This window comes from Myxococcus sp. AS-1-15 (genome assembly GCF_020037055.1).
Taxonomy (GTDB): Bacteria; Myxococcota; Myxococcia; order Myxococcales; family Myxococcaceae; genus Myxococcus; species Myxococcus fulvus.
In genome coordinates this window covers 398,247-417,478 of the sequence record NZ_JAIQDF010000002.1, presented here as the reverse complement: position 1 = coordinate 417,478, position 19,232 = coordinate 398,247, and the positions used below count along the sequence as shown (strand labels likewise).

The 19,232-nt window shown below is 70.7% G+C and carries 20 protein-coding genes; 8 read left to right on the top strand and 12 right to left on the bottom strand.

The features are described from left to right. The first annotated feature begins 29 nt into the window (after nucleotides 1-29). The 3 genes from K8625_RS07470 to pdxA all read left to right on the top strand — a co-directional run bounded on the left by K8625_RS07470 (nucleotide 30) and on the right by pdxA (nucleotide 3,109). A complete protein-coding gene (locus K8625_RS07470; protein WP_223782277.1) occupies nucleotides 30-1,019 on the top strand; it encodes a peptidyl-prolyl cis-trans isomerase in 990 nt (329 codons plus the stop codon). A 64-nt stretch (nucleotides 1,020-1,083) separates the two neighbouring features. Further along, nucleotides 1,084-2,052, top strand: a complete 969-nt coding sequence (locus tag K8625_RS07465) for a peptidylprolyl isomerase (RefSeq protein ID WP_046710662.1) — start codon at nucleotides 1,084-1,086, stop codon at nucleotides 2,050-2,052. A gap of 34 nt (nucleotides 2,053-2,086) precedes the next feature. Further along, nucleotides 2,087-3,109, top strand: a complete 1,023-nt coding sequence (gene pdxA / locus K8625_RS07460) for a 4-hydroxythreonine-4-phosphate dehydrogenase PdxA (protein ID WP_223782276.1) — start codon at nucleotides 2,087-2,089, stop codon at nucleotides 3,107-3,109. On the opposite strand, the gene K8625_RS07455 is transcribed toward pdxA, so the two are convergent. After that, entirely contained in the window at nucleotides 3,033-3,368 is a 336-nt protein-coding gene (locus K8625_RS07455; protein ID WP_223749787.1) for a (2Fe-2S) ferredoxin domain-containing protein, read from the bottom strand. The genes pdxA and K8625_RS07455 overlap by 77 nt on opposite strands. Before the next feature lie 276 nt (nucleotides 3,369-3,644). Here K8625_RS07455 and K8625_RS07450 point away from each other — a divergent pair, with 276 nt between their 5' ends. Continuing rightward, nucleotides 3,645-5,069, top strand: coding sequence for an MATE family efflux transporter (locus K8625_RS07450; protein WP_223782275.1), 1,425 nt, complete (start codon nucleotides 3,645-3,647; stop codon nucleotides 5,067-5,069). Nucleotides 5,070-5,101: 32 nt separating this feature from the next. Here the strand turns inward: K8625_RS07450 and K8625_RS44395 are convergent, their stop codons facing one another. Beyond that, complete coding sequence (locus K8625_RS44395) at nucleotides 5,102-7,108, bottom strand: AgmX/PglI C-terminal domain-containing protein (protein WP_223782274.1); 2,007 nt, start codon at nucleotides 7,106-7,108, stop codon at nucleotides 5,102-5,104. 291 nt (nucleotides 7,109-7,399) lie between these two features. Here K8625_RS44395 and K8625_RS07440 point away from each other — a divergent pair, with 291 nt between their 5' ends. Then, nucleotides 7,400-7,810 carry a nuclear transport factor 2 family protein gene (locus K8625_RS07440; RefSeq protein ID WP_223782273.1) on the top strand — a complete coding sequence of 137 codons (411 nt, stop codon included), beginning with the start codon at nucleotides 7,400-7,402 and terminating at the stop codon, nucleotides 7,808-7,810. On the opposite strand, the gene K8625_RS07435 is transcribed toward K8625_RS07440, so the two are convergent. From K8625_RS07435 to K8625_RS07405, 6 genes are all read right to left on the bottom strand, one after another. Then, on the bottom strand, nucleotides 7,811-8,218 hold the full coding sequence (locus tag K8625_RS07435) for a response regulator (RefSeq protein WP_046710657.1): 408 nt from the start codon (nucleotides 8,216-8,218) through the stop codon (nucleotides 7,811-7,813). Further along, nucleotides 8,218-8,964 carry an ATP-binding protein gene (locus K8625_RS07430; protein WP_223749784.1) on the bottom strand — a complete coding sequence of 249 codons (747 nt, stop codon included), beginning with the start codon at nucleotides 8,962-8,964 and terminating at the stop codon, nucleotides 8,218-8,220. The genes K8625_RS07435 and K8625_RS07430 overlap by 1 nt, the downstream gene beginning before the upstream one ends. Before the next feature lie 3 nt (nucleotides 8,965-8,967). Continuing rightward, nucleotides 8,968-9,744 (bottom strand): response regulator, encoded by a 777-nt coding sequence (locus K8625_RS07420; protein WP_267701146.1) that lies wholly within the window; start codon nucleotides 9,742-9,744, stop codon nucleotides 8,968-8,970. Continuing rightward, on the bottom strand, nucleotides 9,744-11,165 hold the full coding sequence (locus K8625_RS07415) for a sensor histidine kinase (RefSeq protein WP_141331303.1): 1,422 nt from the start codon (nucleotides 11,163-11,165) through the stop codon (nucleotides 9,744-9,746). Before K8625_RS07415 ends, K8625_RS07420 begins: the two co-directional genes overlap by 1 nt. Before the next feature lie 301 nt (nucleotides 11,166-11,466). Next, on the bottom strand, nucleotides 11,467-11,904 hold the full coding sequence (locus tag K8625_RS07410; protein ID WP_141331305.1) for a response regulator: 438 nt from the start codon (nucleotides 11,902-11,904) through the stop codon (nucleotides 11,467-11,469). 435 nt (nucleotides 11,905-12,339) lie between these two features. Next, entirely contained in the window at nucleotides 12,340-13,029 is a 690-nt protein-coding gene (locus K8625_RS07405; protein ID WP_223782272.1) for a TetR/AcrR family transcriptional regulator, read from the bottom strand. A gap of 128 nt (nucleotides 13,030-13,157) precedes the next feature. Between K8625_RS07405 and K8625_RS07400 the strand changes: the two genes are divergently transcribed. Next, nucleotides 13,158-13,814: a hemolysin III family protein gene (locus K8625_RS07400; protein ID WP_223782271.1), complete on the top strand. Its 657-nt coding sequence runs from the start codon at nucleotides 13,158-13,160 to the stop codon at nucleotides 13,812-13,814. 49 nt (nucleotides 13,815-13,863) lie between these two features. Here K8625_RS07400 and K8625_RS07395 read toward each other — a convergent pair whose 3' ends face one another. The 3 genes from K8625_RS07395 to K8625_RS07385 form a co-directional block, all read right to left on the bottom strand. Then, nucleotides 13,864-14,205 carry an HPF/RaiA family ribosome-associated protein gene (locus tag K8625_RS07395; RefSeq protein ID WP_046710649.1) on the bottom strand — a complete coding sequence of 114 codons (342 nt, stop codon included), beginning with the start codon at nucleotides 14,203-14,205 and terminating at the stop codon, nucleotides 13,864-13,866. A gap of 173 nt (nucleotides 14,206-14,378) precedes the next feature. Further along, nucleotides 14,379-15,380, bottom strand: a complete 1,002-nt coding sequence (locus K8625_RS07390; RefSeq protein ID WP_223782270.1) for a zinc-dependent alcohol dehydrogenase family protein — start codon at nucleotides 15,378-15,380, stop codon at nucleotides 14,379-14,381. A 93-nt stretch (nucleotides 15,381-15,473) separates the two neighbouring features. Beyond that, complete coding sequence (locus K8625_RS07385) at nucleotides 15,474-16,961, bottom strand: LA_2272 family surface repeat-containing protein (RefSeq protein ID WP_223782269.1); 1,488 nt, start codon at nucleotides 16,959-16,961, stop codon at nucleotides 15,474-15,476. 151 nt (nucleotides 16,962-17,112) lie between these two features. On the opposite strand from K8625_RS07385, the gene K8625_RS07380 reads away from it, so the two are divergent. Next, nucleotides 17,113-18,045 carry an aldo/keto reductase gene (locus tag K8625_RS07380; protein ID WP_255665506.1) on the top strand — a complete coding sequence of 311 codons (933 nt, stop codon included), beginning with the start codon at nucleotides 17,113-17,115 and terminating at the stop codon, nucleotides 18,043-18,045. 1 nt (nucleotide 18,046) lies between these two features. On the opposite strand, the gene K8625_RS07375 is transcribed toward K8625_RS07380, so the two are convergent. Beyond that, entirely contained in the window at nucleotides 18,047-18,541 is a 495-nt protein-coding gene (locus K8625_RS07375; RefSeq protein ID WP_223749779.1) for a hypothetical protein, read from the bottom strand. Nucleotides 18,542-18,702: 161 nt separating this feature from the next. Here K8625_RS07375 and K8625_RS07370 point away from each other — a divergent pair, with 161 nt between their 5' ends. Then, complete coding sequence (locus tag K8625_RS07370; RefSeq protein WP_223749778.1) at nucleotides 18,703-19,227, top strand: pyridoxamine 5'-phosphate oxidase family protein; 525 nt, start codon at nucleotides 18,703-18,705, stop codon at nucleotides 19,225-19,227. Nucleotides 19,228-19,232 lie beyond the last annotated feature (5 nt).

Below are 19,232 nucleotides of genomic sequence, written 5' to 3'. Positions count from 1 at the left end.
GCCCCCACCCTTCCCCCAGGACCTCGCGCATGCGCTTTTCTCCCACCCGCGCCCCCCTTCTGTCCCTGGTGCTCGCCCTGGCGCTGGGCCCGGCCTGCAACACCCCGGTCAAGTCCGCGCCGGAAGACACGGTGGTCGCCACCGTGAATGGCGAGGTGCTGTCGCGCACGGACTTCGAGCAGGAGCTGGCCCGGGAGCTGGCGTCCACGGACGTGTCCCAGCGCACGCCGGAGGAGATCGAGCCCTTCAAGCGCACGCTGCTGGACACGTACATCCACCGGATGCTGCTCTTGCAGGCGGCCCGGAAGAACAACCTCACCGTCACGCCCGAAGAGGTGGACCGGGGCGTGTTGAGGCTGTCGGGCGACTACCCGGCCGGCAACTTCAACGAGGTGCTGGCCCAGGGCCAGCTGTCCATGGCGGAGCTGCGCGCCCGCGAGGCGAGCCGGCTCACGATTGAGAAGCTCTTCGCCAGCCACGTGTACTCGCGCGTCGCGGTGACGGAGGAGGAGCTGCGCGCGTACTACTCCGCGCACGAGGCGGAGCTGAACGAGAGCGAGCAGGTGCACGCGGCGCAAATCGTGGTGAAGGGCCTGGACGAGGCCCGCCGGGTGCAGGCGCAGCTGAAGTCGGGCAAGAAGTTCGCGGACCTGGCGCGCAGGTACTCGCTGAGCGCGGACGCCAAGGTGGGAGGCGACCTGGGCTTCTTCCCCCGAGGACAGATGCCGCCGGCCTTCGACGAGGTGGTATTCAAGCTGGGAGTCGGTCAGGTTTCGGACGTGGTGTCCACCGAGTACGGCTACCACCTGTTCAAGGTGCTGGAGCGAAAGCCCGCCCGCAAGCGGGACTTCGCCGAGGCCCGGCAGTGGGTGGAGGCCAAGCTCCTGGAGCACAAGCGCACCGAGGCCCAGGAAGCCTTCGAGAAGGACCTGCGGGACAAGGCGCAGGTCCAGGTGAACGAGGCCACGCTGCAGGCCATCCGCGGAGTGCCCGCGGTGGTCCCGCAGGCGGCGAAGTGACGGGAAATGCAGGGGGTCGTCGGAAGGTTGGACGGCGCCTGGGTGGTGCGGAAGGATGCACGGAATGAAGAAGCTGGTGGCATTCGTCGCTGCGGCGGCGCTCCTGGGGGGCGCCACGTCGGCGCGCGCGGAGCTGGTGGACAAGGTGGCCGCGGTGGTGAACCGCGACGTCATCGCGCTGTCGGAAGTGCAGCAGCGCGCGGCGCCGGAGGTGTCGCGCCTGAACGACCCGGATCCACGCAAGCGCGCGGAGATGCGCGCGCAGCTGATGAAGACGGCGCTCGACACGCTCATCGGCGAGAAGCTGATGGAGTCCGAAATCACGGAGATGGGCATCTCCGCGACCGAGGGCGAGGTGGACGAGCTGGTCAACGACGTGCGCCGGCAGAACAACATCACGGACCCGTCGCAGTTCGAGCAGGTGCTCGCCGCCGAGGGCCTGACGATGAAGGCCTACCGGGAGATGCTGCGCAAGCGCATCCTCCGCGACCGCCTGCTGCGCATGAAGGTGGGCCCCAAGGTGAAGGTCACCGAGGAGGACCTGAAGGCGGCCTACAACCAGTACGCCCGCGTGGAGAGCGAGGACTCGGAGGTCCACGCGCGCCACATCCTGGTGCAGGTGGACCCGAAGGCCACCGAGGAGCAGGTGGCCGCCGCGCGCAAGAAGGCCGAGGGCATCGCCCAGGAGGCCCGCCGCGAGGGCATGGACTTCGCCTCCCTGGCGCGCGCGCGCAGCGAGGGCCCCAGCGCGCAGGACGGCGGAGACCTGGGCTGGTTCAAGCGCGGCGTGATGGTGGCCGCGTTCGAGAAGGTCGCCTTCAACCTGAAGGAGGGAGAGGTCAGCGAGCCGGTGCGCACCAACTTCGGCTGGCACATCCTGAAGGTGGAGGAGCGCCGCTCGGTGGCCGCCACCTCGTACGACGAGATGCGTCCGAAGCTGGAGAACAAGCTGCTCCAGGAGAAGACGGACAAGTTCCTCGACCAGTACGTGCAGGAGCTGCGGCAGAAGGCGAACGTCGAAGTGAAGATGTAGCCGGACGGAGGTCCGGCGGGGGATGCTCGGGTGCGTGAGCCTCCCCCTCGTCGGAATCTCCCTGGGTGATGTGTCGGGCATCGGGCCGGAGGTGACGGCCGGTGCCCTGGCCCGCCCCGCCGTGCGTCGCGCGCTCATCCCCGTCGTCTTCGGGGACGGGCCCACGCTGGAGCGCTTCCCCCTCTTCCGCCGCTATGCCCGCGTGGAGCTCGCCGCGCTGGGCCGCGTCGAGTCCCCCACCGTGGTGGAGGTGACGCGGCTGAACGAGGCGGAGCGCGTGCCGGGCAAGCCCTCGCGCGTCGGCGGCCGCGCGCAGTTCGCGTTCATCACCCGCGCCATCGAGGCGATGCGCGAGGGACACGTGGACGCGCTGTGCACCGCGCCGGTGTCCAAGGAGCAGATTTCGCGCGCGGGCATTCCCTTCATGGGCCACACGGAGGTGCTCGCGGAGGCGTTCGGCGCGGACGTGCTCATGATGATGGACGGGCCGCGCGTGCGCATCGCGCTGGCCACCAACCACGTGCCGCTGTCCTCGCTGTCCTCGCTGCTCACGGTGGAGAAGCTCGTCGCGCAGCTCAAGCTCCTGTCACGCAGCCTGGAGCCGGTGGTGGGCCGCAAGCCTCGCATCGCCGTGCTGGGGCTCAATCCACACGCGGGCGAGGGTGGCCTGCTGGGACGCGAGGAGGTGGAGGTCATCGGCCCCGCCATCCGCAGGGCGCGCGCGGCGAAGGTGGACGCGCACGGGCCCCTCCCCGCCGACGGCCTGTTCGCCAGGCCGGATGACATCGCCGGCAGGTACGACGCGGTGCTGGCCATGTACCACGACCAAGGGCTCATCCCGGCCAAGGCGCTGGACTTCGAGCGCACCGTCAACGTGACGCTGGGGCTGCCGGTGCCGCGCACGTCGCCGGACCACGGCACCGCCTACGCGATTGCGGGCAAGGGCGAGGCGAGCTGCGTGCCCATGGTGGAGGCGCTGCTCAAGGCCGCCCAGCTGGCGGCGGTGGGTTCGCGAGGCGCTCGGCCAGGTCCTCGCCGTCCTTCGCCGCGTCGATGAGCTGGAGGCTCGAGCCCGTGCCGTTGGGAGGCAGCACCAGCACGGTGACGAGGCCGAGCGGGCACTCGCCCAGACATCCCGAGGAGAACACGCGCGTCGTCGGTCCCAGGCCTCGCGCGGCCACGGCCTCGCGGATGCGGCGCGGCAGATCCACGCCACCCAGGCTCGAGTCCAGGCGCACCATGCAGTTGTGACAGACGTGCAGCTCCGTCGCGGGAGCGCCGGGCGGGGCCTCGGGTGGGGGGGGCTTGCGCGACATTTCGAAACATTAAGGCCAACACGCGCCGCGCGCCGCACACATGCTCGCCTGACAGGCTCCCTGGCGCGCCCACGAAAGACCTTGCGACGACAGGGGGGCTCCGTAAGCTGCCTCATGGGTGTCGAGGGACGCCCGGACCCGGAAAGACGACGTCACCCTCCGCTGGAATCGCGTGGCCCGCTCAGGCTCCTGGCGAGTTCCTTTCATGGCCCATGCTCGGGTGAGGGCCGCTCCTGAGGGACTTTCGATGGACCCCCTGAACGAGAGCTTCGGCTCATGAAACCGTCATTCGGTCGCGACCTGACCACCGGCAGCATCCCCCGTCACATCGTCGCCTTCTCGATCCCCATGCTGGTGGGGAGCTTCCTGCAGACGGCCTACAGCTTCGTCAACGCCATCTGGGTGGGCCGCTTCCTGGGCACCGAGGCGCTGGCGGCGGTGACGGTGAGCTTCCCCGTCGTCTTCGTCCTGTTCTCCATCGGCATGGGCCTCACCATGGCGACGAGCATCCTGGTGTCGCAGAGCTACGGCGCCAGGAGGATGGACGAGCTGCGCCGCGTGGTGGACAGCTCCACGCTGCTCATCTACGCGCTGGGCCTGGTGCTCACGCTGCTGGGCGAGTGGCTGGCGCCGACCATCCTCACGTTGATGGCCACGCCGCCGGAGATCCACGCGGAGTCGGTCAGCTACCTGCGCATCTTCCTGCTCTCCATGCCGCTGGGCTTCGGCCTGTTCCTGACGCGCAGCCTGCTGCAGGGCGTGGGGGACTCGAAGACGCCGCTGTACTTCCAGGCGGCCTCGCTGCTGCTGACCACGGTGCTGGACCCCATTCTGATTTTCGGTTGGATGGGATTGCCCAAGCTGGGGCTGAACGGCACGGCGTGGGCCACGGTCGTCTCGCAGCTGCTCGCGCTCACCGCGCTCATCATCTACCTGCGCAAGAAGGACGTGCCCGTCGCGCCGCGCATGCCCCGGCTGGGCCACCTGGGCCCCACCACGTTGAAGACGCTGCGCATCGGCGTGCCGGCGGCGGTGCAGCAGTCGCTGGTGTCCATCGGCATGGTGTTCGTGACGGGCATCGTCAACAGCTTCGGCGAGGTGGCCACGGCGGCCTTCGGCGCGGCGTCGCGCATCGACCAGATTGCGTTCATGCCGGCGATGACGTTCGGCATGGCCGTGTCCACGCTGGCGGGACAGAACCTGGGCGCGGGGCGGTATGACCGCGTGCAGGAGATCTTCAAGTGGGGCTGCCTGTTCAGCGGCGGCATCACCCTGCTCATCTCGCTGGTGGCGGTGTCGTTCCCGGAAGCGCTCTTGCGCATCTTCATCTCGGACCCGGCGGTCATCGCGCCGGGCGTCTCCTACCTGCACATCGTCGGGACGACCTACGTGCTGTTCGCGCTCATCTTCGTGAGCAACGGCATCATCAACGGCGCGGGGCGCACGTTCGTGACGACGGTGTTCTCGCTGGTGAGCCTCTGGGTGGTGCGCGTGCCGGTGGCGTACTGGCTGTCGCACCGGATGAACAGCGTGACGGGCGTGTGGCTGGCGATGGCGCTGAGCTTCGCGGTGTCGCTGGCCGTGAGCATGGCCTACTACTTCTCCGGCCGGTGGCGCACGCCGCTGGTCAAGAAGGCGCCGGAGGGCCCCGCCGCGCCGAACCCCGGCGAGGTCTTCGGACACGAGACAGGCGAGGCCTGAAGCACGGCCCCGCCCCCTCGTCGACGCGCGGACTAGAAGACGAACGGGAAGCGGATGGGCTCCTGCATGCGGACCGCGTGCACGGGGAACTTCCAGGTGCGCACCACGCCCTCGATGCAGCCGGCGAGCGGCGTGGCGCGCAGGGCCTGCGTGTCCATGGCGACGTTCGTCGTCTCGCCGCCGGGCTGCACGGACCAGCGCATCACGAAGCGGCCGCTCTTCTCGGCCGAGGTGTCTGCCGCGTGCTGGCGCAGACACGCGGTGATGGCGGGCTGATTCGCCAGCACCACCTGCTTCACGTCCTCCGGCGTCAGGTGCTGCTTCGCCTCGAGCGCCGGAGGCACGTACACCGTGCGGGTCGGCGCGGTGTCCTCCTCGGCCTGGGCGTCGGCCTCTTCCGTGAAGCCCAGCTCGCGCGCGAACTCCTCATCCAGCTCGGACTCCGGCTCGTTGGCGGCGTCCGAGTCATCCCCGGTGTCGGCGGGCGCGCTAGCGGCGTCGTTGCCGGTGTCGGGCTCGTCGAAGGTCATCTCCTGCACGGCGGCGGTCGCCACGGCGGCGACCGCAGGGGCCGCGGGCTTCGCGGTGGGCAGGGGCGCGGGTGGCTCCACGCGGGAGCGACGCTCGCCGTTCTTCACCGCCTGCGTGTCACGGTGGGCCATGAGGTCCGCGTGGCTGGGGCCCGTGCTCGACGTGGGACGCGCGTTCGTGCCCACGCTCGCGCCCGGCGTGCCGACGCTCGCGAGACCCGGCAGGGCAGCACCGGCGGAGACGCCCGGGACACCGCCGAGGGACCACGCCTCCGAGGGCACGGGACGCAGGACACCGATGGGGCCCGTCGAGCCGATGCCCGTCCAGGTGGACACACCGGGGATCACCTCCCCCACCTGCGAACCCGCCGCGTTCGGTGACACACCCGCAGCGCTCCCGACATACGAACCCGAAGCGAGCATCGATGCGCCCGCGAGGACTCCCACCTGCGCACCCGCCACGCTCGGTGACGTACCCGCAGGGCCTCCGACGTACGAGCCCGAGGCCTGCGTCGAGACACTTGGGAGGCTCCCCACCTGCGAACCCGCCGCGTTCGGTGACACACCCGCAGCGCCGCCGACGTACGAGCCCGAGGCCTGCGTCGAGACACCCGTGAGGCTCCCCACCTGCGAGCCCTCCACGTTCACGGACGTACCCGAGGCGCCCCCGGCGTATGCACCCGACGCGTGCATCGGTGAACCCGCCGTGTTCACGGACGCGCCAGCGACGCTCCCCATCGCGCCCGCGCGCTCGTACGGAACCGACGCGCTCGAGCCCTGCTCCCAGATGCGAACGCTCGCGACCACGAGCATCCCCGCCGCGACGACGCCCACGCCCGCGACACCGAGCAGGACGCCCGAGACCACATCACGGCTCCGACGCGACGCCTGCGCGCCGCGCCCCTGCGCCGCGCCCCCGTTCGTCATGCTCCACGGGTTCGACATCCCCGGCGCGATGGCGCCATCCCAGTCAGTGCGCGCGCCCTCGGCGTCACTCCCCTCCAGCGCGGAGGGCGGCACCAGGGGAATCCCCCACGGTCGCTCCTGCAGATTGAGCGGAGCCTCCGAAGTACCCGCCGCGCGCACGACCCGCGGCGCCTCCTTCGAGTACGACCACGCCATCCGCACGGGGTCCGCGACAGGCACCTGGGGGTTCGCGCGCATCCACTCGGGAATCACCACGGGCACCGACTCGGGCGTGGCCACCACGTCCGACTCCTCATCGGAGCACGAGGGCGCGGGCAGGTCCGCCAGCCACCGCGTCTCCTCCTCGGCCAGCTCCAGCAGCGCGCGCATGCCCTCCGTCACCTCACGCGACGACGGCGAATCCACCACCTCGCCCTCGCCCACCGTGAGCGCGCGGTCCAGGTACGCGTCGAGGTCTCCCTCCAGCGCCTCCATCACGTTCAGCGCGTCGTTCGCATCCTCGGACCCCAGGCCCTCCGTCTCCGGAGCCCCCAGGTCCCGCGCGCGGAACCGTTCCTCGCCTCCAGTCAGAAGCTCGCCCACACACCCCTCCCCTCGACCGCGCGACCCGTCTCGCGCCAGGGCTCGCAACGTAGGGATGGGTCCGGCGCACGCCAGCGCGTCTGTCCGACGCATGACGCTTCACCGCCCGGGCACGCGCTCGCTGTCCGCTGTATCACCGCTCGCGCACGAACACGGCGACGTGCCACGCCTGCACACCGACATCCCACGCCAGCGAGCCGCTCGCACCCCGTCACACCGCGGAGCACTTCGACGCGCGCACGAGGGAATGGGTACAACCCCCACCCACGTCCCGCTCAGGAGCTCACACCCATGACGCCCCAGAAGCCCACCGAGGATGTCCAGGCGCTGCTGTCCCTCGAGCAGTCCATCGTCCGCGCCATCCACGCGCGCGACACCCGGGCCCTGGAGGGCCTCATGGCGAAGGACCTGGTCTTCCGGATGGGCGACACGCAGACCGACCGGGCGACGTTCCTCGACAACGTCGCGTCCATCCCCGGCACCATCCTCGCGGTGGAGACCGAGTCGGTGAGCGCTCACGTCTTCGGAGATACCGGCGTGCTGATGGGCACGCAGCGCGCTCGCGTGCGGCTGCCCGATGGCACCGAGGTGACGGACGTGGGGCACTTCACCGACGTGTGCCAGCGGCGCGACGGCCACTGGTGGGTCGTCCTCGCGCACAACATCGCCGCGCCCCAGGACACGGCGCCAGCGCCACGCTGACTACGGACGACGCGGGCCCGAGGACGACGACATCCCCAGCGGCCGCTGCGGCAACAGCTTGAAGAGGAAGGCCAGCAGGTTGTCGAAGTGGTCGCCCTTGCGGAACACCGCGTCCACCGGCATGTCGATGGGACTGTCCGCTCCGGTGACGAACACCACCTTCGCGCCCGGCATGTGGTGACGCACCAGCGGAATCAGCCCCGTCCCGAAGCCGTCCCCCAGGCTCTGGTCCAGCAGCACCGCGTCGATGGGCCGCGGCTGGTTGAGCCACCGCTCCGCTTCCGAATAGGAGCCCGCCGTGACGACCGCGAACCCCGCCTCCTCCAGCAGCGCCGCGAGCGTCATCCGGTTGGACGGGTCATCTTCCACCAGCAGCAGGCATCGCCCGAAGGTCCAACTCGTCTCCATCACTTGCTCCCCCGTATCTCGTCCTGCCCCAGCCGCGTCCGGCCGCGCGCCTCCGGGCGATGGGGAAAGATGACCTCGACGTGGGTCCCCCCGGAGGGCCCCCCATCCAGCGTCACCTTCCCACCCTGGCGCAGCACCAACCGCTGCACGATGTTCAACCCCAGCCCCGCGTGTCCCGGGCGCGTGGAATAGAAAGGTTCGAAGGCACGCGAATACGCCTCCGCCGTCAGCCCCTCTCCCGAGTCCTCCACGCGAATCCCCACGCCGCCCTCACCCTCCTCAACGTCCCAGGTCCGCAGCGTGAGCATTCCGCCGCGCGGCATCGCCTCCACGGCGTTGTCCACCAGACAGCGCACCAGCAGCGCCAGGTCCTCCACGTCCAGCGGCACCGTGTCGCGCGCCTTGAGCTCGCGCACCACCCGCACGTGCTCGGGCACCCGCGCCTCCGCGAGCCCGCGCTCGGCGGCCTCGCTGGCGTGACACAGCGGCCGGTCGCTGCTCGACACCGGCGCGCGGCGCGTGAGCACCTCCTCCGCGGCCGCCAGCTCCTTGTCGATGAGCTGGAAGAAGGCCTCCACCCGGGCATCCGCGCCCCAGGCGTCCGTCTTCTGCATCTTCCGCATCAGATAGAATGAGGCATTGCGGACGCTGGCCAGCTTGTTGCGCAGGTCATGCCGCAACGTGGAGGCCACGACGTCCGCCACCGCGGCCCGCTCCCGAGCCTGGAGGTCTGCGCGCGCGCCCATCCGTCAATTCCTCGCGCCCTGGGTCCCCGCGGGCCCCTGCGCCCTCGGCTGACCCCTCACCCGGGCAATCGCTTGCACCAGCTCCCGCAGCGGCACGGGCTTGGTCATGCACACCACCGCCCCCTGCGCCGCCACCTTCCGGAGCAGCTCCGGCACCACGTGGCCCGACATGGCGATGACCGCCACCGACAGGTCCGCCGCCTTCACCTTGGCCACCAGCTCCGGCCCGCTCATCTCCGGCATCACCAGATCCAGCACGCACACGTCGAAGTCGCCCGAGCGCAGCCACGTCAGCGCTTCCTCGCCGCTGTACACGGCCCGCGCGCGCAGCCCCACCGTGCTCAGCGCGCGCACCATGGCGCGCGCCACCGGCTCCGTGTCGTCCACCACCAACACCTGCGGCGCCCGCGCCGCGCGCAGGATGGTGTCCAGCGCGTGCGCCACGTCGAAGGGCTTGGGCAACACGGTGAACGCGCCCTCCGCGAGCGCGTCCTCCACCAGCTCCTCCGCCGTGAAGGCCGTCATCAACACCACGGGCATGTCCGGTCGCGCCTGTTTGATGCGGCGGAGCAGGTCCACCCCGTGCAAGCCCGGCATGCGCATGTCGCTGAGCACCACGTCCACCGGGTGTTCACCCAGCAGGCGCAGCGCTTCCTCGCCGTTGGAGGCCTCCAGAACGGTGTGGCCCTCCAACTCCAGGTTCGCCGCGAGCGTGATGCGCAGCCCCTCCTCGTCGTCGACCAAAAGGATGCGAGCGGGGCCCAAAGCCACGTCCTCCATCATGCGGCCTGCGCCGCCGCGGTTGCCGGGAGATGAATATGGAATTCACTACCCCGGCCGGCTTCGCTTCGCACAGAGATTGTGCCTCCGTGACGTTGCACCATGTTGGCCACAATGGCCAGCCCCAAGCCGGTGCCGCGCGTCTTGGTTGTGAACAGCGGTTCGAAAATCTTGGGCAGCACATCCGGTGGGATGCCCGTCCCGTCATCTACCACGCGAATGGCCCAGGGCCCCGCGTCTCCACCTTCCGCCAGCACTGAAACCTGTCCCGTCCTTCCCTGAGGCATGGCCTCCACCGCGTTCTGCACCAGATTCACCAGCACCTGACGGAATTGTTCCTTGTCCAGGCTGGGCACGGGCAATGACTCCGGGACATCGTTCACGATGCGAACACCCTCCCGGGAGGGAACCACGCCGATGGCCTCGTCCACCAGAGGTCGTAAAGGACACGGCTGCAGCGCGGGGGGACGCTCGCGCGCGAAGTCGAGCAGGTCGGAGATGATCTTCGCGCACGCCCCCAGCTCGCGCTCCATGACGCCCAGGAACTGGGGCACGCGTGGGTCATCCGCGGCCCCAATCGCATCCCGGCTCAACCGTCGGGAGAGGTAGGCGTGCGCGTTGCGCACGGCGGCCAGGGGATTGCGGAGCTCGTGACCCACGCTGGCGGCGAGTTGACCCACGGCGGCCAGCTTCTCCACGCGGATGAGGTGCTCCTGGAAGCCGCTGAGCTCGCGCAGCGCGCGGTCCAGCTCGGCGGACTTCTCCTCCTCGCGCTCGCGCGCCAGCTCCAGCTCCGCGCGCCGCACCGCCACCTCGCGCATCTCCCGCCGCATCACCCTCCCCGCGTGCAGCAGCACCAGGTCCAGGCAGCCCACCCACAGCGCGTGCTCCAGGAAGCGCCACCACTCCGGATTGGGCAGGCCGTACACCGACTCCGGCCAGAGCAGCCCCCGGATGACGTGGTCCGCCACGGTGGCGCACGTCGCCGTGAGCAGCACCCACGGGTCGCGGTACAGCGAGAGGAAGGCGAGCGACACGAAGATGTGGAAGTGTGTCTCGATGCGCCCACCCGTCAGGTGGATGAGCAGCGAGGACCACAGCACCTGCGCCAGCGCCACGCCGTGCCGGGTGGAGGTGGCCCCGGGCCGCCAGTGCGCCAGCGCGATGGGGAACACGGTGAGCGCCGCGCCCAGGAAGAGCACCGCGTACACGTGTGCATGCAGCGCGCGGTCCTCGCCGGACCAGCCATAGGGCGACACGAAGAGGGCCACCAGGACCCCCACGGCCCACTGCGCGAGCATCAACCCCGCGAACAGCCGGTCCGTGCGACGGCGCACGGCGCCCAGGTGCTCGTGGAACAGCAGGACGGCGCGTTCCTTCAGAGCCACCGTGGGGCCGCTGACATCCTCCGTGGGCTTCATGGGGTGTTCGTGGCCCGGGCCGCGGGCGGTTCCTCCGGTACGGGGCCGTAGACCGTTCGCATCATAGGCCAAGGAATGTCCGGAAGTGATGACTGCAAACCCGCGTGCCTGCTCGCTCCCCTGGAAGCAGCGGCCCTGGGAACACACGGCGCCGTGCGTCGTGCGCCAGGGTGGTGGAGGACTCGTGGGGAACGGCCCGGGGTGAGGGGATGTCGGCACGAGGGCGCGAGGTCCGGCTGCGAGCGCCGTGTGTCGAGGGGGCTTCGTCGTGAGCTTCCCCCCGGAGAACCGGAGGGAGGGCTCATCGAGGCCCCCACTTGTGTTCGGCCAGGCCGAGCGAGAGCTGGCTCATCTCCCGCTTGAGGCGGGCGGACTCGGCGGCGCGGCGGATCATCCCGATGAGGTCCGAGGGCTGATAGGGCTTGAGCACCAGATAGAAGAGGCCCTGCGTGTCCAGCCTGTCTCGCCAGTCGAGGTACTCGCGCGAGCCCGTCACGAGCACCCCGGCGAGGAAGGGGTCCCGGATGACCGACTGGCGCAACAGCTGGATGCCGCTGGGCCCGGGCATGTGGAGGTCCGTGCAGAGGACGTCGAACGGATGACGCGCGAGCAGCCGGCGCGCGGCGAACGCGTCGCGCGCGGTCTGGACGTCGAAGTCCTCGGAGAGCACGGCGGCGGTGGTGGCGAGGACGGGCGCCTCGTCATCCACCACCAGGACCTGGAGCCGCGGAGCATTCATGGCGGGCAGACGTCGAGGATAACGAGCGGTCCACGCGCGCGTCCGCGGATGCGCAGGACTGTTCGCCACTCACTGGCACCCTGCACACGAGCGCTAGATGGCGAGCACCCACACCCGCGCGGGGGAGGCGACAGGCGTCATCCGGCGGACGTCCCGCACACGGCTCCGGCGCCTCGGCGCTCCGAGCGCGCGCCATGCGGGCCAGCGCCGCGGCGTCGAACGCGCGTCGGGCAGGCGACCTCGCGCGCTCCGTCCCAAGCGATGGAAGGGTCGAGTTCGCGCTGTCCGCGCCACATCGTCGAACGGGCGCGTCGGGCAGGCGACCTCGCGCGCTCCATCCCAAGCGATGGAGGAGGCGATCTCGCGTTGCCAGCCATCTCCCTGGCGACTCGCGGGCGAGGCGTCGCGCCGTCTCGCCCCGGAGGCGCCCGCTCCTCAACGCCCCGGGGACTTCGCGCGCGGAGCACTTCGCGCGGACTTCGCCTTCGCGGGCTTGCCGTCCACGCCCTGCTCGCGCGCGGGCAGCGACGGGGCCTTGGGCAGGTGCCGCAGCCCCATCCAGCCGAGCGCCGCCACGTGACGGGCCACGCTCTCGGTGGAGAACGACTTCCCCTCGGCGGCCCACCAGTGCCCCACCTGCGTCACCATCCCGACGAGCGCGTTGGCGTAGATGGGCGCGACCTTCGATGGATACCCGGCGCGCTCGAACTCGCTGCGGAACACATCCCCCACGCGGTGGGCCAGGTCGTCGATGACGCGCGTCAGGCCGCGCCGCGCCGTCGCCAGGGGTGAATCCCGCGTCAACACCGCGAAGCCCGCGGGCTCGTCCTTCACGTAGGCCATGAACGCGAGCACCGCGCCCTCGAAGCGCCGGCGCGGCGAGCCGTCCGTGATGCTCGACGACACGCGCGCCACCAGGTCGTCCATCTCCCGCTCCATGATGGCCGCGTAGAGCCCCTCCTTCGCGCCGAAGTGCTCGTAGACGATGGGCTTGGACACGCCCGCCCGCTGCGCGACCTCCTCGATGGAGGTGGGCTCGTAGCCCTTCGCCGCGAAGACCTCCCGGCCAATCTCCATCAGCTGGACCCGGCGCTCGGCGCCCGTGAGCCGTTGCTTCTTCTTCACGTTGACCTCGAACCTACTCACCAGTAACCTACCCGACCGGAACCTACCATGCGGTAGGGACGAACCAAGAGGGCCGTCGTCATGGATGCTTCCGTCTGGATGGGTATCGCTTCCGGCGGGGTGGCGCCATGACCGCGGCGGTGCTCGCCGGGGAGAAGCCGAAGCTGCGCGGCGTGCTGCACCAGTGGGCGGCGACGTTCGCGGTGGGCGCGGGAATCGTCCTGGTGGCCATGGCGCCCACGTGGCGCACGGCCGTGGCCGCGGGCGCGTACGTGGTGAGCCTGGTCTCCCTGTTCACCATCAGCGCGACGTACCACCGGGTGAACTGGTCGCCGCGCGGGCGCACCTGGATGCGCCGGGCGGACCACGCCGCCATCTTCCTGCTCATCGCGGGCACGTACACGCCGGTGATGCTGCTGGGCCTGCCGCCCGAGGTGGGCAACCGCCTGATGCCGTGGCTCTACGCGGGCGCGCTCCTGGGCATCCTCCAGTCGATGTTCTGGGTGAACGCGCCCAAGTGGGTGACGGCGGCGCTGGCCGTCGGCGTCGGGTGGACGATGATGCCGTACTTCGGCGACGTCTTCCGCGCGGTGGGGCTCGGCGCCACGCTGCTCATCCTCGCCGGCGGCCTGGCGTACACGCTGGGCGCGCTCGCGTATGCCCTCAAGCGCCCCAACCCCCTGCCTGGCGTCTTCGGCTACCACGAGGTGTTCCACGCGCTGACGCTCGTCGCCGCGGCCCTGCACTTCGTGGTGGTGCTGGGCATGGTGCGCGCGGCGGCATGAGCCCCCGGAGAGGGCCCCTCACGCGGACCCTCTCCGACCCACACCGCGCTCAACCGTGGCGGTGATGCGCGTGCAGCGCTCCGGTGTAGTGCTGGAGCTGTCGGCGCACGGCCTCGAACGCGTCCGTCACGGCCTGGTACGGGTCCTCGTGCGCGGCATGCTCGTCGGGGTCCCTGGCGGCGACCAGGTCCTTGCCGGGCACATGCAGGTCCACACGCACCCGGAAGTGGTTTCCCTGGTGCTTGTGTCGATGCGGCTCATCCACCACCACATGGCATCCGACGATGCCGTCGAAGAACTGCTCCAGCTTCTCCGCGTGGTCGCGGATGTGCTCGTTCAGTGCCTCGCTCGTCGCCATGCCCCGGTAGGTGATCTGCAACGCTCGCTTCATCGTCGACCTCGGGTGCTGTCCCCGCTCGTGCGGGGCTCGGGTTGCACCCCTTCTCATTGCATCCCCCCTGCCAGCACCAACCCCGCGGAATGTCAGGGGTTCGCGCGGCACGGGCCGCAGGCTTTGCGGAGGAATGGGACAGCGCGCAGAGCCTGCGGGGCGGATGGCCCCACCTACCCGCGAACCTCCAGCACGGCCGCGCCGTGGACCCGTCCCTCGCGCAGCGCGAGGAGCGCCTCGTTCGCCGCCGCCAGGGGGAACACCTGCACCCGCGTGTGCACCGGCACGCGGGGGGCCAGCGACAGGAACTCCACCGCGTCCGCCCGCGTCAGGTTGGCCACCGAGCGCACCACGCGCTCCTCCCAGAGCCACGCATAGGGGAACGTGGGGATGTCGCTCATGTGGATGCCGCCGCACACCACCACGCCGCCCTTGTCCACGGCGCGCAGCGCGGCCGGCACCAGGCTCCCCGAGGGCGCGAAGAGGATGGCCGCGTCCAGCGGCTCGGGGGGAATGACCTCCGAGCCTCCCGCCCACTCGGCCCCCAGCTCCCGGGCGAAGGCCTGCCCCGCCTCGTCACCCGGACGCGTGAAGGCGAACACCCGCCGCCCCTGGTGACGCGCCACCTGGATGAGCAGGTGCGCCGCGGCGCCAAAGCCATACATCCCCAGCCGCGCGCCCGCGCCCGCCATCCGCAGGCTCCGATAGCCGATGAGCCCCGCGCACATCAGCGGCGCCGCGTGCACGTCATCGAGCCCTGGCGGCAGCGGGAAGCAGAACGCGTGATGCGCCAGCGTGTACTCCGCGTAGCCGCCATCCATCTGGTAGCCGGTGAAGCGGGCGAAGTCGCAGAGGTTCTCGCGCCCGGAGACGCAGAAGCGGCACTGGCCACACGTCCAGCCGAGCCAGGGGACCCCCACGCGCGTGCCCGGCTCCAGCCCCAGCACCTCGGAGCCCACCTCCACCACGCTCGCCACGATTTCGTGGCCGGGAACCACCGGCAGCTTGGGGCGGGGCAGCTCACCGTCCACCAGGTGCAGGTCCGTGCGACACACCGCGCAGGCCCTCACGCGCAACAGCACCTCCTGCGGCCCCGGATGGGGGATGGGCCAGCGCTCCTCGCGCAGCGGCTGTCCCGGCGCGTGCAGCGCCATCACGCGCATGGTGCCTTCCATGGGCCCGCCCCCCGGACTGCCCACCCCAGGTGAGCGCGTCCAAGGGGAACATGGGGCGGGCCCTCCACGTCGGGAAGCGCCCGCTCCTCCCGCTCAAATCTGCACGCCCGCGAGGATGCCCGGCCAGGTGCGCACGATGGTGCGCCCGCTGTCGGAGACCTCCCGCCACTCCGGACCGATGCCCAGGTCCTTCCACGGGTCGCTCCCGTTCCAGGTGACGAGCGTGTTGGCGCTGACGCCGCCGAACACCGCGAAGCGCTTGGACAGCTGCCAGCCCGCCATCACCCGCAGCTGCCCGAGCACGTGGTTCGTGTCGTCGTCGAAGTCGAACAGCCGGTTCGCGTGCACGCTGGAGCCGAGCAGGTCCACGTCGAAGAAGAACCGCCCCGCGGGGATGTGCCCGCCCACGCCCGCGCCCAGCGTGTAGCGCCGCCGCTCTCCGCCCATCGGCGGGTTCAGGCCCACGGTGAACAGCGTGTACAGGTGACGTCCGCCCAGCTTCACGCCCACGTTGGTCAGCGCCACGTCGCTGGCCCACACCTGCACGTGCGCCTGGCCGTTGCCGACGAAGCTCAACAGGCCCACCGACTCGCCCTCCGTCTCACCCGCGAAGTTGAGCAGCCCCACCTGCGCGCCGTCCATGTGGCGCGCCACGTTCACCAGGCCCACCTGCGCGCCGTCCACGTCGCCGCCCACGTTGATGATGGACACCTGCGCGCCGGCCAACCTGCTCGCGTAGCTGACGCCCGACGACATCTGCAGGCCCGTCAGCTCCGAGGCCACGTTGACGCCCGCCGCCATCTGCACGCCGCGAGACACGCCGCGCGCCACGTTCGCGCCCACCGCCATCTGCAAGCCATTGAGCGTGCCCCCCGCCAGGTTGCCGCCCACCGAGAGCTGCGCGCCCACCACGTTGGCGCCCGCCACGTTGGCGCCCACGCCCAGCTGCGCGCCGTCCAGCGCCTGCGTCGCCACGTTGGCGCCCACCGTGAGCTGCGTGCCCTTCATCGTGCCGCGCACGATGTTCGCGCCCACGCCGGCGAGCAGCCCCTCCGTGTCCGCCCCCACCACGTTGCCCCCCACCGTCAGCAGCGTGCCGCTGACCGGTCCGCCCGACACGTTGACGCCCACCGAGGCGAGCACGCCGCTCGCGCCATGCGTCACCCAGTTGCCGCCCAAGGCCAGCCCCATCACCCGCACCCGCTTGGCGTGCGTGGCGAGCAGGCCGATGGATACGTCATGCACCTGGTTCTTCTGGCTGAAGCCCGACGTGCTCAGCCCCGGGACGACGGTGAAGCTGAAGGGCACGTGGACCTCCGCCTCTTGCGAAGCCTCCGAGGTGGCCTTGGCCTCCACCTCCGTGGGCGCGTCAGCAACCGGCGCCGAGCTCCCCGCCACCGTCGTCGCCTCCACCAGCGGAGGCGGGGCCATCACCCGCTCCGCGCCAGGCCCCTCCACCAACCCCTCCCCTCCCGCCGAGGCCACGGGCGCCTGGTCGCCCGCCTTCGCCTCTTCGGCCCCCGCGGCCATCGCCACCATTGCCGCCATGACGCCCGCACACACCGAGACCTTGCGCTTCATCGCTGGACCTTCCTGAGTTGTTTCCCAGAGGGGCTCGGCCCACCTTCACGCGGGCACACGAGCCACGGTTGCTTCGCGGGAGGCTGTGACGCCCCCCTCGCGCAACGGAACACCGGTCCCACGAAATACTGTCACCCGTTAGAGTCCCGCCATGTCCCAGCCCCCCTCCCCACCCTCGCGTCGGGACGTGCTCGTCGCGGGACTCGGCGCCGCGCTGCTGTCCCCGCTCACCCACGCCGCCCAGCCTGTCCCCAAGCCCACCATGCTCACCCGCCCCATCCCCAAATCCGGCGAGGCGCTGCCCGTCATCGGCCTCGGCACCTGGCAGACCTTCGACGTGGGCGCCTCCCCCGCCGAGCGCGCCCCCTTGAAGGACGTGCTGCAACGCTTCCTCGACTCGGGCGCGCGCCTCATCGACTCGTCCCCCATGTACGGCCGCGCCGAGCGCGTGGTGGGCGACGTGCTCGCCCAGCTGCCGGACGCGCCCAGGCCCTTCCTCGCGACCAAGGTGTGGACCACCGGCAAGGAGGCGGGGCTCGAGCAGCTGGAGACGTCCGTGCGCGACATGGGGCGCGGACGCATGGACCTGCTCCAGGTCCACAACCTCGTCGACTGGCGCACCCACCTGCCCGTGCTGCGCGAGTGGAAGGCACAGAAGCGCGTGCGCTACGTGGGCATCACCCACTACCAGAAGAGCGCCTTCCCGGAGCTGGAGCGCCTGTTGAAGGAGGAGACGCTGGACTTCATCCAGCTGCCCTACTCGCTCACGGACCGCGAGGCGGAGAAGCGGCTCTTGCCCGCCGCCGCCGCGAATGGCGTGGCGGTGCTCGTCATGCAGCCCTTCGCCACCGGCGACCTGTTCAGCCGCGTAAAGGGCCGCGCGCTGCCGGAGTGGGCCCAGGAGTTCGACTGCGACAGCTGGGCGCAGTTCTTCCTGAAGTTCATCCTCGGCCACCCCGCGGTGAACTGCCCGCTGCCCGCCACGAGCAATCCCAGACACGTGGCCGACAACGTGCGCGCGGGCTTCGGACGCATGCCCGACGCGAAGACACGCGAGCGCATGGCCCGCGTGCTGGACACTTGAGCTACAGCTCCGGGTCCGGCGTGTACTGCACCTCACCGGTGGCGGCGAGCACCACGCCGGTGCCCGGCTCGCCCGCGTCGTCATCGCGGCCGACCTCCAGCACCTCGTCCTTCGCGTCCCACTGGCCCAGGTAGTACGAGCCGCCCGCCACCATGCACGCGCGGCCGTCCGACACCACCGTCTCCACCACCTCCTGCTTGTCGCTGGTCGCGCGCAGGAGCGTCCACGGCTTGCCGTCCTCGCGGAACTCGCGGACCATCTCCTCCAGCTCCGCGTCGCTCGGCGTGCCCTTGTCCAGGGTCTGCTTCTCCCACCGACGCCCGTCCTTCGCCGGCTGCCGCTCCTTCCACGCCCGCCCCAGCTCCAACAGCTTCTCCTCCGCCGCGTCCTGCAGCCCGTGCATCTCCTCGGGCAGCTCGATCTCCTCCAGCGCCAGCAGCGCCGTCTCAATCTGCAGCGCCTTGAGGCACCACTCGTTCCACGCGGTCTTCAGCATCGTCGCACTCGCTTTCCATCCCCGGACACGGCAACCACCCCGCCACCGTGAGGGCTCTCCACGCCCACTACCACACCGCCCGCCTGCCCTGGCGCCATCCAGCCGGCCCCACCCGCCCCGGCCTCCGGACACTGCCTAGTTTTCAAGGTCAGGAGGCAGCCATGAGCAAGAAGCAGGAGCAGGGCACGCGAGGCGCCGTCGAACACCTGGGGCAGCTCATCCACGGCATCAAGGTCGCCATGATGACCACGGTGGATGCCGACGGGAGCCTGCACAGCCGTCCCATGTGGACCCAGGACCATGACTTCGACGGAGAGCTCTGGTTCTTCACCCGCGAGCACTCGCACAAGGTGGACGAGGTGGAGCAGGACCACCACGTCAACGTCTCCTTCTCCGACCCCGCGCGCGAGCGCTACGTCTCCGTCAGCGGCCGCTGCCGGCTGGTGAAGGACCCACGCAAAGTTCGCGAGCTGTGGAGCCCCGCGCTCAAGGCCTGGTTCCCCGACGGCATGGATGATCCCGAGCTCGCGCTCCTGTGCGTGCGCGTCGAGCGCGCCGAGTACTGGGACACCCCCTCCAGCCGCATGGTGCAGCTGGTCGGCATGGTGAAGGCCGCGCTCACGGGCAAGAGCTACGCCCCGGGCGACCACCAGTCCCTGGTGCTGGGCGACCCGCGCTCCCATTGACACTT

Excerpts from the sequence above, each read along its gene's own strand:
- K8625_RS07395 (WP_046710649.1), bottom strand. The coding sequence starts at position 14,205 with ATGAAGCGAGCGTTGCAGATCACCTACCGGGGCATGGCGACGAGCGAG.
- K8625_RS07415 (WP_141331303.1), bottom strand. The coding sequence starts at position 11,165 with ATGAAGCCCACGGAGGATGTCAGCGGCCCCACGGTGGCTCTGAAGGAA.
- K8625_RS07455 (WP_223749787.1), bottom strand. The coding sequence starts at position 3,368 with ATGTCGCGCAAGCCCCCCCCACCCGAGGCCCCGCCCGGCGCTCCCGCG.
- K8625_RS07435 (WP_046710657.1), bottom strand. The coding sequence starts at position 8,218 with ATGGAGACGAGTTGGACCTTCGGGCGATGCCTGCTGCTGGTGGAAGAT.
- K8625_RS07375 (WP_223749779.1), bottom strand. The coding sequence starts at position 18,541 with ATGCTGAAGACCGCGTGGAACGAGTGGTGCCTCAAGGCGCTGCAGATT.
- K8625_RS07390 (WP_223782270.1), bottom strand. The coding sequence starts at position 15,380 with ATGGAAGGCACCATGCGCGTGATGGCGCTGCACGCGCCGGGACAGCCG.
- K8625_RS07385 (WP_223782269.1), bottom strand. The coding sequence starts at position 16,961 with ATGAAGCGCAAGGTCTCGGTGTGTGCGGGCGTCATGGCGGCAATGGTG.
- K8625_RS07400 (WP_223782271.1), top strand. The coding sequence starts at position 13,158 with ATGACCGCGGCGGTGCTCGCCGGGGAGAAGCCGAAGCTGCGCGGCGTG.
- K8625_RS07465 (WP_046710662.1), top strand. The coding sequence starts at position 1,084 with ATGAAGAAGCTGGTGGCATTCGTCGCTGCGGCGGCGCTCCTGGGGGGC.
- K8625_RS07440 (WP_223782273.1), top strand. The coding sequence starts at position 7,400 with ATGACGCCCCAGAAGCCCACCGAGGATGTCCAGGCGCTGCTGTCCCTC.
- K8625_RS07380 (WP_255665506.1), top strand. The coding sequence starts at position 17,113 with ATGTCCCAGCCCCCCTCCCCACCCTCGCGTCGGGACGTGCTCGTCGCG.
- K8625_RS07450 (WP_223782275.1), top strand. The coding sequence starts at position 3,645 with ATGAAACCGTCATTCGGTCGCGACCTGACCACCGGCAGCATCCCCCGT.
- K8625_RS07370 (WP_223749778.1), top strand. The coding sequence starts at position 18,703 with ATGAGCAAGAAGCAGGAGCAGGGCACGCGAGGCGCCGTCGAACACCTG.
- K8625_RS07430 (WP_223749784.1), bottom strand. The coding sequence starts at position 8,964 with ATGGGCGCGCGCGCAGACCTCCAGGCTCGGGAGCGGGCCGCGGTGGCG.
- K8625_RS07470 (WP_223782277.1), top strand. The coding sequence starts at position 30 with ATGCGCTTTTCTCCCACCCGCGCCCCCCTTCTGTCCCTGGTGCTCGCC.
- K8625_RS07420 (WP_267701146.1), bottom strand. The coding sequence starts at position 9,744 with ATGGAGGACGTGGCTTTGGGCCCCGCTCGCATCCTTTTGGTCGACGAC.
- K8625_RS07410 (WP_141331305.1), bottom strand. The coding sequence starts at position 11,904 with ATGAATGCTCCGCGGCTCCAGGTCCTGGTGGTGGATGACGAGGCGCCC.